This is a genomic window from Pseudarthrobacter sp. NCCP-2145 (genome assembly GCF_023708005.1).
In the GTDB taxonomy this organism is placed as follows: Bacteria; Actinomycetota; Actinomycetes; order Actinomycetales; family Micrococcaceae; genus Arthrobacter; species Arthrobacter oxydans.
Map to the genome: position 1 here is coordinate 1 of NZ_BRCG01000024.1, position 11,118 is coordinate 11,118.

Sequence of the window (11,118 nt, forward strand, 5' to 3'; positions counted from 1 at the left end):
GATCAAACTCTCCGTTGAAGTAAAACAGACACAACCCCCAGCCCCGGGAAAACGGGACAAAAAGGCTGCACAAAATTTGAAACCAGCTGTAAAAACCAGACCACCCACAGGGGCGGACGATCCAGTCAATTCAACCAATCACTAAAACAATTGGTATCAACAAACTTGGCACACTATTGAGTTCTCAAACAACAGACACACCCGGCACCACCACCAGCAAACAAACACCGTGGATCGCTCCGGAGCAACTTCTCAAACTTACCCGATCCTCCAGTCCGAAGCAAATCCATGTTTCAGGATTCCGATCGGCAGGAAGTCGTTCCCAACCACTTCAGGAGCGCTCTAAAGCACTACCAGAATTGGTGTTGATTTTTGGGGGTTTGGCCGCCGTGGTTACCAGCTCTTCGCTGTCTCCCTCGCGGCGACTTAGAAAACAATACACCTGCTCCAGCGCCACTGCAAATCCCCCTCGCGGGGGGCCGCAATCCCCGCCATTCCGCGGCGAAACGGCCTGTTTCCATCCCTGGAGGGCCATCCGCCGTCGCACCTTCTTTCTGTGTGCTGCAGCACAGTCCCAACGCAGGTACTGGTGTCGCACGGGTACCTATGCACCACCACCCCAAACGGCGCCATCAAGGTCCGTTAAACGCAGAAGAGCCGGCAACCGAAAGGTTGCCGGCTCTTCTCAAGCAGCTGGTAGCAGCAGTGCTGGATTACCAGGAAGACTTGGTGATGCCCGGAAGCTCGCCCTTGTGGGCCATGTCGCGGAAACGGACACGGGAGATTCCGAACTTCTGGAAGGTGCCGCGGGGACGGCCGTCGATGATGTCGCGGTTACGCAGACGGATCGGGGACGCGTTGCGGGGCAGCTTCTGCAGGCCCAGGCGGGCTGCTTCGCGTGCTTCGTCGGTTGCGTTTTCGTCAACCAGGGTCTTCTTCAGCTCGAGGCGCTTTGCAGCGTAACGCTCAACGATGACCTTGCGCTGCTCGTTGCGAGCAATCTTGGACTTCTTAGCCATGTTTAGCGCTCCTCTCGGAATTCGACGTGCTGGCGGATCTTGGGGTCGTACTTCTTCAGGACCATGCGGTCCGGATCGTTACGACGGTTCTTGCGGGTTACGTAGGTGTAACCCGTGCCCGCAGTCGACTTGAGCTTGATGATCGGACGTACGTCCTTGTCCTTAGCCACTAGAGCTTCACCCCACGAGCCAGGATCTGGGCGACGACTACGTCGATGCCGCGTACGTCGATGGTCTTGATGCCACGTGCAGAGACCTGCAGCGTGACGTTACGGCGCAGGGACGGAACCCAGTAGCGCTTCTTCTGAATGTTCGGATCGAACCGGCGCTTGTTGCGGCGGTGCGAGTGCGAAATGCTGTGCCCAAAGCCCGGCTCGGCTCCGGTCACTTGGCAGTGTGCTGCCATGACTTCTCCTCAAGAATTGAAAGTAATGATCCGCATATCTGCTGCTGGACCATGCTGCTAAGGGCGACCCAAAAATGAAGAAGGGCAACGGTTAGTCACGCAACTTGAGCCCCTAACTACCGGCCACCCTGGAGAAATTACCGGGAAACCGGAGCAATTGCGCACGCTCCGCGCACTTAGCGCCTACCAAGTCTACGAGTTCACGCAATTAAAGACCAATCCGGCGCCGAAGAGTGTATAAGCAGGCGCGGGGTTAGAGGCGCGTGAGCTCGGGGTACTTCGGCTTCAAGCCGTCGCCGGAGGACTTCCCAGTGACCCTCCGGACAACCCACGGACCGGCATACTCGCGGAACCAGCGGGCGTTGGCGCGGAGGGCGTCCACCCCGCTGAGTTCGGGGACGGGGGTCATGGGCGGGATGTCGATCGAGTGGTCGTGTTCCAGGACGTCCAGCACGCGCCTGGCCATATTGGCGTGCCCTGCCGCGGACATGTGCATCCGGTCCTGCGCCCACATGCCCCAGTCGTAGTACTCGCTGAAGCGCCAGTAGTCCACCAGGAGGGCGCCGTGGTCTCCCGCAATGCCCCGGACCAGTTCGTTGTAGATGGCCGTGCGTCCCCGCATGGTGCTGAACACCTTTGAGCCGCGGGCGTCGAAACCCGTGAACATGACCACGGCGGCACCGGTGGCGCGCAGTTTGGCGATGGCGTCGTCGTACTCCACCAGGAGGTCGTCAATATCGATCCTGGGGCGGAGGATGTCATTGGCGCCGGCGTAGATGGTCACCAGGGTGGGGTTAAGTTCGACGGCGGCGTCCACCTGCTCAGCCAGGATGTGGCGGAGTTTCCTGCCGCGGATGGCGAGGTTGGCATAACCGAAGCCAGGGTCGGCGGCGCACAGCTGCTCGGCCACGCGGTCCGCCCAGCCGCGGACACCGTTGGGGCGGGTGGGATCGTCGTCGCCCACGCCTTCCGTAAAGGAGTCTCCGAGGGCGACAAACCGGGAAGTAAAGTCCATCCGGTTAGTTTGCCACCCGTTGCCGGGAGCAACCAACCAGCTGGCGGGTGGGCTAGTTTTCCCGGAGGATCCAGTGGTCCGCGTCCAACCGGCCGACCACCTTCTCGCCGATCCTCGCCAGGTCCAGGACGTCCTGCTCAGTGAGGGCATCCAGGAACAGGTCGCGAACGTCCTCGACGTGCCCGGGCGCCAGCTCCACGATGGTGGCCATCCCTTCTTCGGTCAGATGGGCGGTGGTGACGCGGGCATCATGGGGATGCGGGCGCCGCTCCACCCAGCCGCGCTTCTGCAGCTTGGTCACTACGTGCGACAGCCGGGACAGGGAAGCGCTGCTGCGGGCGGCGAGCTCGCTCATGGGAAGGAACCGGCCCTCAGCTTCGGAGAGCATCGCCAGCACGGTGTAGTCGAAGAGCGAGAGCTTTCCCGCGGTGTGGAGCTTCGTGTCCAGGGCTGCGGGCAAAAGGGTGTTGATGCTTACCAGGGCCAGCCAGGCACGGCGTTCGTCGGCGTTGAGCCAGCGCGGTTCGGTCATGTCCCTCATTCTACGAGAGCAGCGTGGTTGATTCTTCAACTAGGCCCCGCGGCGGCCGGTAGGCTGGGGCCATGTATGTTGTCTCCCTGAGCTACCGAGTTCCGCAGGACATCGTGGACTTCCACAACGCCGGCCACATCGCCTGGCTGCAGAAGGCTTTCGACGACGGCGTTTTCATTGCGGCCGGCCGAAAAGTGCCCAGGACCGGCGGCCTGCTGCTCTCCCAGGCCGACCGCACTGTCCTTGATGCCTGCCTGGAGCAGGACCCGTTCTATACGAACGGGGTGGCGGACTTCGAGGTCATGGAGTTCCACGCGGCCAGGGTGGCCCCGGGGTACGAGATCCTGCTGGACAGCTGAGCGTCCTGGCGCTTCAGGTAGGGTCAGCTAGGCCCGGGGTGCAGCGGCGGAAGCACCCGCTGCCAGCTTTTTCAGTCCGCCCTTCCGCGGCACCTTGACCGGCTCCGGCCAGCGCGGGCCCAGCTCGTCCCCCAGGGTGACGCCGCGCAGCTTGCGGCCGAAGAGCGGCAGGACCCAGTCGCGGATCCAGCGCCGCTGCTGCCGTTCCCATTCCCGCAGGCTGTGCCGGGCGGGCGGTTCCCAGTCCTTGGGCCGGATCTTGTGCGGCACCCCCAACTGGTCCAGCACCTGCCCCGCCAGGTACTTGTGCCCTGCCTTGGACATGTGGAGCCGGTCGGAGTCCCACATCCGCCGGTCACGGAAGGCATCCAGGCACCAGTAGTCCACCAGCACCGCCCCGTACTTCGCGGCGATGGTCCGGACGTGCTGGTTGTAGTAGGTGTTGCGTTTCCGGAGCGGCTCCAGCAGTGCGGAGACCTTGACGTCGAACCCCGTGAAAAGCACCACCGTTGCCCCCGTTTCCGCCAGTGTTGCCACGAGCTTTTCGTAGTCCTCCATGAGCGCGGCCATGTCCGTTTTCACGTCCAGGATGTCGTTTCCGCCTGCATACAGCGTGACCAGCGAGGGCCTCATCCGCAGCGCCGGTTCCAGCTGCTCGTTGACGATATGCCGGAGCCGCTTGCTGCGGATGGCCAGGTTCGCATAGCGCCACCCGGGCTGGGCTTTGGCCAGTTTCTCCGCCACCCGGTCTGCCCAACCGCGGACACCGTTGGGCAACCGGTCGTCCCGGTCCCCGACCCCCTCCGTGAATGAGTCCCCCAGGGCGACGAACACCCGCCTCCCGGAATCAGGAAGCAACGGTTGAGCAGGCACCAGCCCAAGGTAGCCACCACAGAAGAAGGAAGAACGACGCCGGGGTGAACAGGAAGTGCAGAGCGTCCCCGGAAAACCGGCATCAAGTGCAAGAGCGTCGCCGGAAAACCGGCAGGATCTGCGAGAGCGTTGCCTGGGGCTGTAGCGCGACGGGCCCGGGCTACCCCTCGGCCTTGCCCTGCCGCCAGTACCCCATGAACGCCACCTGCTTCCGGTCGATCCCGACGTCCCGGACGAGGTACCGGCGCATGTCCTTGATCACGGCTGCTTCTCCGGCGATCCAGGCGTAGAAGGGCATGGCGCCGGCCGGCATTCCCGGGTTCTTGGTGGCCTGGATCTCGGAAGTCTCCATCCGTGCCGGGGTCTCCCAGAGGATGTCCACGTCCACATTGACGTCCTCCGGCTCGGGGCCCGCGCCGCCGTCGGCCGCTTTGATCCCCACCCAGCCCGGCACGGGCACGGCCTTGCGCACGGCCTCCTGGAGCAGCTCGCCGTGCGGCCTGGACCGCCCGATGGACGCCCCGCGCGCCAGCCAGGTGATGTCGACGCCGGCGGGTGACGTGAGTTCCCTGAAGTCGCCGGCTTCAGGGACCTCCAGGAACGCGTGCCCGGTCATGTACTCCGGCAGGCTTTCCAGGATGGCGGAGATGGCGGGGACGGAGGTTTCGTCACCGGCCAGCAGGATGCGCTGCGCGAGGCCGGGCCGCCATTCGATGCCCGAGTAGGTTTCGGCCGTGACGCAGTGGGCTGCCCTGTTGTTGGGTCCGATGATGGTGATGGCGTCGCCGGGCCGGGCGTTGAGGGCCCAGTTCGCCGCCGGCCCGCCGTTGCCACGGTGGTCAAAGTGCATCACGAAATCGACATCGATTTCGGGGTACACCGCGTCCAGGCGTGCCTGGCGGACGGTGTAGGTACGCATGGAGCCGCGCACGGCAGGGTCCATGGCCAGCCATTCGCGGTACCAGCCGGACTGGCTCATTTCGAACACCGGGAGGGGCAGCGGGCTGCCGTCCGCCGCGAGGGACGGGATCATGAGCTTGATCCGGAGGTCCAGGGTGTCCCCGTGGACGCCGAAATCCCGCAGCGAGTATCCGCCGAACGTGATCCTGCGGAAATTGGAGCTGAGCTCCTGGACCGAAGTGACGGTCACTTCGAACGCCAGGGTCATGGGCTCCGTGGAGGCGATGTCGCGGGTTTTCATGAAACGAGCTCCAGTTCATTGGCGGGAACGTGGTGGCGGCCGATGGGAATGATCAGGGGGGTGCCGGAGACGGGATCCGGGATGACCCGCGATTCGAGGCCGAAAACGCTGCGGACCAGCCCTTCCGTGACCACCTCGAGCGGGGACCCGACTGCTACCACGGCGCCGTCCTTCATGGCGATCACGGTGTCCGCGTACCGGGCGGCCAGGTTCAGGTCATGCAGGACGATGGCCACGGTGGTGCCGCGCTGGCGGTTCAGGTCCGTCACGAGGTCCAGGACCTCCACCTGGTGCGCGAGGTCCAGGTAGGTGGTGGGTTCGTCCAGGAGGAGCACGTCGGTCTCCTGCGCAAGGGCCATGGCGATCCAGACGCGCTGCCGCTGCCCGCCGGAAAGTTCGTCGACGTTCCGTTCGGCGAGGGCAAGGGTCTCGGTAGCTTCGAGCGCGCGCTGCACGGCGGTTTCGTCCCGTTCGCTCCAGCTGCGGAAGAAGCCCTGGTGGGGGTAGCGGCCGCGGCCCACCAGGTCCCTGACCGTGATGCCGTCCGGGGCAGAGGGGTGCTGTGGAAGGAGGCCCAGGGTACGGGCCAGTTCACGCGCCGGAAGGGAGTGGATGTCCTTGCCGTCCAGGGTTACGGCACCGGCCGCCGGCTTGAGGAGCCGGGACAGCCCGCGCAGGAGGGTGGACTTCCCGCAGGCGTTGGCGCCCACGATCATGGTCACCTTCCCCTCCGGAATCTCGGCGCTGAGGCCGTCCACCACGCAGCGCTGGTCGTACTTCAGCGTCAGGTCCTTGGCGTTGAGAACTGCCACCTCAGGCATCCTTTCGGTTGGCCGTGACCAGGAGCCACAGCAGGAACGGGGCACCGAGCGCACCGGTGATAACGCCCACCGGCAGCACTGTGCCGTCCAGGAGCAGGGGTGCCAGGTTGGCGGCCACATAGTCGGCCGCCAGGACAATCACGGCGCCCACAAGGGCCGACGCCGGGAGGCTGGCCTTGCCGGTAAAGCGCCGGGCGATGGGCCCGGCAAGGAAGGCAACGAACGAAACCGGGCCGGCTGCCGCCGTCGCCACCGCTGCCAGCGCAACGGCGGTGACCACCAGCGCAAGCCGTGTGGCACCCACCCTGATCCCCAGTCCTGCGGCGGCATCGGGTCCGAGTTCCAGGATGCGCAGCGGGCCGGCGAGGGCAACCACGGCGGGGAGCAGGACGGCGAGGGCCAGGGCAAGGACGCCCGCGCGGTCCCAGCTGGCGGAGTTCAGGGAACCATTGAGCCAAACCAGGGCGTCCGCCGCGGTGCGGATGTCCGCCCGGGTCATCAGGAAGTTGACCACTGCGTGCAGTGCTGCGGCAATGCCCACCCCGGCGAGGATGAGCCGGTTCCCCGCAGCGTCGCCGCGGCCGGTTCTGCGCAGGGTACCGCCGCTGGAAATGGCGTAAATGATGGCTGCCACGCCCAGCGCACCGCCCAGGGCCGCCGCGGAAACCGCTGCGCCGGATGCGCCGAAGACCACGATGGCGGTCACGGCCGCGGCGCTGGCCCCGTAGCTGATGCCAATGACATCGGGACTGGCCAGCGGGTTGCGGAGCATGGTCTGGAACAGGGCGCCCGCCAGGCCGAACGCGGCCCCGATCATGGTGCCGATGACGGCCCGCGGCAGCTTGTTTTCCATCACGATGAAGCTGGCACCGGGGATCTTTTCACCGCCGGTCAGGTGGGCGATGAGGATCCTGAAAAAGTCCGGGATGGTCACCGTGTAGCTGCCCAGCAGGACGGACACGGCGAACAGGACCACGACGACGGCGGCCAGGAAGGCGGTCCGGTTCAGCAGCAGCCGGGTGCGGCGTGGTCTCCCGGACCCTGCTTTGGGAGTTCCTGCCGAGGGGTCGACGCGGGATGTGGTGATGGTCACAGTCCGGCTCCCTTGCCGCGGCGGATCAGCCAGACGAAGACCGGTGCTCCGACGAGGGCGGTCATGATGCCGGCCGGGACTTCGCCGGGCAGGAGCACAACGCGGCCGATGATGTCCGCGCCGAGGAGCAGTGCCGGGGCAAGGACCAGGGAGAAGGGCAGGATCCAGCGGTAGTCCGGGCCGGTGAGGAAACGGACGGCGTGCGGGATGACCAGGCCCACGAAGGCGATGGGGCCGGCAAGCGCGGTGGCCGATCCGCACAGCAGCACTATGCCGAGCGCGGTAACGGCGCGGGACAGGCCTACCCGCTGGCCGAGGCCGCGGGCGATGTCGTCGCCCAGGGCCAGGCTGTTGAGGATGCGGCCGGTCAGGAGCACGATGAGGGCACCGGCGGCCAGGAAGGGCAGTCCGGAGAGCACCACGGACCAGTCGCGCCCGGCGATTCCGCCCACCTGCCAGAAGCGGAAGCGGTCCAGGGTGTCCTGGCTGGAGACCAGGATGACGTTCATCAGGGAGTAAAGGCCGGCATTCAGTGCGGCGCCCGCCAGGGCAAGCTTCACCGGTGTGGCCCCGTCCCTGCCGAGCGAGGCAATGAGGTACACCACGACGGCGGCGGCAGCGGCCCCCACGAACGCGAACCAGATGTAGCCGGAGAGCGAGCCGACGCCGAAGACGTAGATGCCGGTCACCACAGCGAGGGCGGCTCCGGCGTTAACGCCCATGATGCCGGGATCGGCCAGCGGGTTGCGGGCCACGCCCTGCATGGCTGCTCCGGCGAGGCCCAGCGCGCCGCCCGCCAGCAGGCCGAGGACGGTGCGCGGGATACGGGCGTGGACCACGGCGTGGTCGCCGTTGGCGGGATCAAACGCGGTGAGCGCCTGCCAGACGGTGGCCAGGGGAAGGCCCCGTGCGCCAATGGCCAGGGAGGCTCCGGCCAGCAGGGCAAGTACGACGACGGCGGCCAGCAGCCAGGCGGCGCGCGGCCCTGCGAACGCGCGGCCGCAGGTCCCGCCGGCAGGAGCCGGTCCCGGCACCAAAGTGCCGGGTCCGGGCTCACGGCGCGCCGCCGTCGTCGTACTCTCCGTCATGGAACTGCGCCTACTTCACCGCGTCCGCTGCGCCCGCCAGCTGCGGCAGGAACGTGTCCAGCGACCACGGCAGGCTCAGCGGGGAGGAAGCGGAGATGGAGAGGGTCAGGGTGTTGTCCGAGTCGGCCACCAGGGCACCGTTCTTGATGGCGGGGATCTGGCCCAGAAGGGGGTCCGACTTGATGGACTCGGTGGTGGCTGCGTCCGGAACCCAGGTCACGAAAATATCGGACTCGAGCTCGTTGGCCTTCTCAGCGGACCAGGGGATGAAGAATTCCTTGGAGCCCTTGGAATTTTCCTCAACCACGGGAGCCAGCTGCATGCCGATCTCGGAAAGGAAGCGGGGACGGTTGTCATTGGCGGTGTAGACATTGACGCCCTCGGCCGATGCCGGCTCCAGGTTGCCGTAGATGAAGCTCTTGCCGGTGATCTGCGGGTACTCGGCAACCTTTTCCTTGATGGTGGCCTCGGTGTCGGAGACCAGCTTGGCGGCTTCGGCATCCTTGCCGAGGGCCTTGCCGATGATGGAGGTGGAGTCCTGCCAGGAGGTTCCGTAGGCCAGTTCAGGGTGGGCCACCACCGGCGCGATCTCGGTGAGCTTCTTGTAGTCCTCCTCGGTGAGGCCCGAGTAGGCGGCCAGGATGACGTCCGGGGTGAGTTTGGCGATTTCGGTGAAGTTGATGCCGTCCGCCTCGGAGTACTGCACCGGGGCTTTGTCGGAGCCGAATCCGGCGCCGAGCTCCTCCAGAGCCGCGTCCTTCCACGGAGTGGAGCCCTGCTCGTTGCCGCCCCATTCGTTCTTGGGCACGCCCACCGGCACAACACCCAGGGCAATGGCGACGTCGTCATTGACCCAGGAGACAGTGGCCACGCGCGTGGGCTGCTTCTCGATGGTGGTTTCGCCGTAGACGTGCTCGATGGTGACGGGGAACTGCGAGCTGCTGGAGCTGGAGGCGCTGGCGTCGCCGGCGGAGGACGCCGGCCCTGTGGAGCAGGCGGACAGGGTGAGTGCCGCAGCGGCCAGGACGGCCGTGGCCTTGCCGGCTGATCTGAACAGCGTGCGGCGCGTGGCACTGGGCCCGGAGAAGAGGGGGGAAGTCACGGAACTCCTTAAGTCATGAAGCGAACTTAAGTAAGGCTAGCCTACCCTCGGGCTCATTACGCAACGTTTCCATGTCTTATTCCCGTTCGTGACAAAGGACACAATTCCGCCGTGGTCGGTGGGCTTGGACAGGGAAGATGCGGTTTGACAGGATATTCCTGCCGGTATTAACCGGCTGGAATGCCGGCCGCAGCCGGCGACGGATGGGGAGACGAAGGACAAATGTGCAAGCAGAAGGCCGTCATGGCCGGCGCTGCCATGGTGAGCGGGGTGGCCGCTATGGCCTGCTCCACGGGGAACAGCTGAGACCCACCTGCCATTACCCGCACGCCGGGGCCCATCCTTCGCGAAAGTCCAGCCATGCAATCCATCACGCCTCAGCAAATCCGCTCATCGTTTATCAATGCCAGCCGCTCCGAAGCGGCCAAGCTCACCCTGCCCAAGGATTTCGAGTCTCTCGACTGGGACAACCTTGACTTCCTGGGCTGGCGGGACGAAAAGATGCCCCTCCGCGGCTACCTTGTGGTCCCAGGGCCGAAGGGGGTCACGGGCATTCTGCTGCGGGCGCCCGAAGGCGGGGCCCGGAAGAACCGCTCAGTCCTTTGCGAGCTGTGCCGCGACGTGTTCTCCAAGGAGGATGTGCTCCTCTGGGTGGCCAGGCGCGCCGGGCAGTCCGGCCGGAACGGCAACACCGTTGGCACTTTGATCTGCGCCGATTTTCTCTGCTGCGGCAACGTCCGCAAGGAACCACCGGCCAATGAGATCAACCCGGATCCCGCCGCCGTGGTCCTCCGCCAGATTGCAGGGCTGAAGGAGCGGGCTGCCCAGTTCCTGGCCCGGGTACAGGCCAAATAGCCGGAGCACATCGCACGGACAGCAAAGCGGGTCAGCGGTAGGAAAAGCTCATCAGCAGAGCCTTCAAGGCCTGGCCTTCCGTTCCCCAATACCAGGCTTTCGCCTCCTCGTCATTGGCGAACGGCTGACCGGTGAACACCACATCGGCGGTCAGAACGCGGTCACCCAGCATGACCAGCCCGTCCCTCACCTCCCCGTCCGGCGATACGGGCAGCCCCGGAGTGAGCCCCATCCGATAAGTGGCAGCGTCGCCGCTGCGGTCAACAAAGAACGACGAATGGGGCGTTGGAACAGACTGCCCCACCAATCCCGGCACCGGATCCGTCTCGAGGACGGTCCGGGCGGCAGAACTGGCTACGACGTCTGCAATTTGGCCTGTGTAGATGCTGATTTTCGCCTGGCTGGTGGGATCGAACACCGTTGCGGTGCCCACGTACGGCGATTCGGATGCATTGAAGAACTCCACGTGCCATCCCTTCGGGTGCTGAAACGACAGCTTGCCGTCCGGAAAGGTGACCGTTACCAGGCTGTCGGCGCGGAACGCAGCCGGAGCCGTTGCGCCTGGGGTCGAGGAGCCGGCGGTTTCCACCGGGGTACTGGCAGCACAACCCGCAAGGGACAGTGCGGCCGCAGCGATTGCCGCCGGGAAGAATGCCACGCGTTGTGATGGGCGCATGCCGGTGCCTTTCAAGAGGACGCCATCGTTCTCTTGGGGAACAGGGCGGAACCCGGCATTCCGCAGTACCTATGGGAT

The 11,118-nt window shown here is 65.5% G+C and carries 15 protein-coding genes; 3 read left to right on the forward strand and 12 right to left on the reverse strand.

The window, feature by feature from the left end:
* Window positions 1–713: 713 nt before the first annotated feature.
* The 5 genes from rpsN to NFU08_RS17575 form a co-directional block, all read right to left on the reverse strand.
* Window positions 714–1,019: a 30S ribosomal protein S14 gene (gene rpsN / locus NFU08_RS17555; protein WP_009358853.1), complete on the reverse strand. Its 306-nt coding sequence runs from the start codon at window positions 1,017–1,019 to the stop codon at window positions 714–716.
* A 2-nt stretch (window positions 1,020–1,021) separates the two neighbouring features.
* Window positions 1,022–1,189, reverse strand: a complete 168-nt coding sequence (gene rpmG, locus NFU08_RS17560; protein ID WP_013602737.1) for a 50S ribosomal protein L33 — start codon at window positions 1,187–1,189, stop codon at window positions 1,022–1,024.
* Window positions 1,189–1,425, reverse strand: coding sequence for a 50S ribosomal protein L28 (rpmB, locus tag NFU08_RS17565; RefSeq protein ID WP_013602738.1), 237 nt, complete (start codon window positions 1,423–1,425; stop codon window positions 1,189–1,191). The genes rpmG and rpmB overlap by 1 nt, the downstream gene beginning before the upstream one ends.
* A gap of 253 nt (window positions 1,426–1,678) precedes the next feature.
* On the reverse strand, window positions 1,679–2,440 hold the full coding sequence (locus NFU08_RS17570) for an SGNH/GDSL hydrolase family protein (RefSeq protein ID WP_174181813.1): 762 nt from the start codon (window positions 2,438–2,440) through the stop codon (window positions 1,679–1,681).
* 52 nt (window positions 2,441–2,492) lie between these two features.
* The gene (locus NFU08_RS17575) at window positions 2,493–2,972 is read right to left on the reverse strand and encodes a MarR family winged helix-turn-helix transcriptional regulator (protein ID WP_174181811.1); all 480 of its coding nucleotides are present in this window, start codon (window positions 2,970–2,972) and stop codon (window positions 2,493–2,495) included.
* A gap of 71 nt (window positions 2,973–3,043) precedes the next feature.
* On the opposite strand from NFU08_RS17575, the gene NFU08_RS17580 reads away from it, so the two are divergent.
* Entirely contained in the window at window positions 3,044–3,331 is a 288-nt protein-coding gene (locus tag NFU08_RS17580; RefSeq protein ID WP_174181809.1) for a YciI family protein, read from the forward strand.
* Window positions 3,332–3,358: 27 nt separating this feature from the next.
* Here NFU08_RS17580 and NFU08_RS17585 read toward each other — a convergent pair whose 3' ends face one another.
* The 6 genes from NFU08_RS17585 to NFU08_RS17610 all read right to left on the reverse strand — a co-directional run bounded on the left by NFU08_RS17585 (window position 3,359) and on the right by NFU08_RS17610 (window position 9,509).
* On the reverse strand, window positions 3,359–4,204 hold the full coding sequence (locus tag NFU08_RS17585) for an SGNH/GDSL hydrolase family protein (RefSeq protein ID WP_251424946.1): 846 nt from the start codon (window positions 4,202–4,204) through the stop codon (window positions 3,359–3,361).
* 160 nt (window positions 4,205–4,364) lie between these two features.
* Window positions 4,365–5,405 (reverse strand): siderophore-interacting protein, encoded by a 1,041-nt coding sequence (locus NFU08_RS17590; RefSeq protein WP_251424949.1) that lies wholly within the window; start codon window positions 5,403–5,405, stop codon window positions 4,365–4,367.
* Window positions 5,402–6,217, reverse strand: coding sequence for an ABC transporter ATP-binding protein (locus tag NFU08_RS17595; protein WP_251424951.1), 816 nt, complete (start codon window positions 6,215–6,217; stop codon window positions 5,402–5,404). The genes NFU08_RS17590 and NFU08_RS17595 overlap by 4 nt, the downstream gene beginning before the upstream one ends.
* Window position 6,218: 1 nt before the next feature.
* A complete protein-coding gene (locus NFU08_RS17600) occupies window positions 6,219–7,241 on the reverse strand; it encodes an iron chelate uptake ABC transporter family permease subunit (protein WP_251425068.1) in 1,023 nt (340 codons plus the stop codon).
* 74 nt (window positions 7,242–7,315) lie between these two features.
* A complete protein-coding gene (locus NFU08_RS17605) occupies window positions 7,316–8,407 on the reverse strand; it encodes an iron ABC transporter permease (RefSeq protein WP_251424953.1) in 1,092 nt (363 codons plus the stop codon).
* Window positions 8,408–8,417: 10 nt separating this feature from the next.
* Window positions 8,418–9,509: an iron-siderophore ABC transporter substrate-binding protein gene (locus tag NFU08_RS17610; RefSeq protein WP_251424955.1), complete on the reverse strand. Its 1,092-nt coding sequence runs from the start codon at window positions 9,507–9,509 to the stop codon at window positions 8,418–8,420.
* Window positions 9,510–9,689: 180 nt separating this feature from the next.
* Between NFU08_RS17610 and NFU08_RS20880 the strand changes: the two genes are divergently transcribed.
* Together NFU08_RS20880 and NFU08_RS17615 are read left to right on the forward strand one after the other, a co-directional pair.
* Window positions 9,690–9,815, forward strand: coding sequence for a hypothetical protein (locus tag NFU08_RS20880; protein ID WP_285835605.1), 126 nt, complete (start codon window positions 9,690–9,692; stop codon window positions 9,813–9,815).
* 54 nt (window positions 9,816–9,869) lie between these two features.
* Window positions 9,870–10,364, forward strand: coding sequence for an FBP domain-containing protein (locus NFU08_RS17615; RefSeq protein ID WP_251424957.1), 495 nt, complete (start codon window positions 9,870–9,872; stop codon window positions 10,362–10,364).
* 31 nt (window positions 10,365–10,395) lie between these two features.
* Here NFU08_RS17615 and NFU08_RS17620 read toward each other — a convergent pair whose 3' ends face one another.
* Window positions 10,396–11,040, reverse strand: a complete 645-nt coding sequence (locus NFU08_RS17620) for a hypothetical protein (protein ID WP_174181795.1) — start codon at window positions 11,038–11,040, stop codon at window positions 10,396–10,398.
* Between the last annotated feature and the right edge of the window lie 78 nt (window positions 11,041–11,118).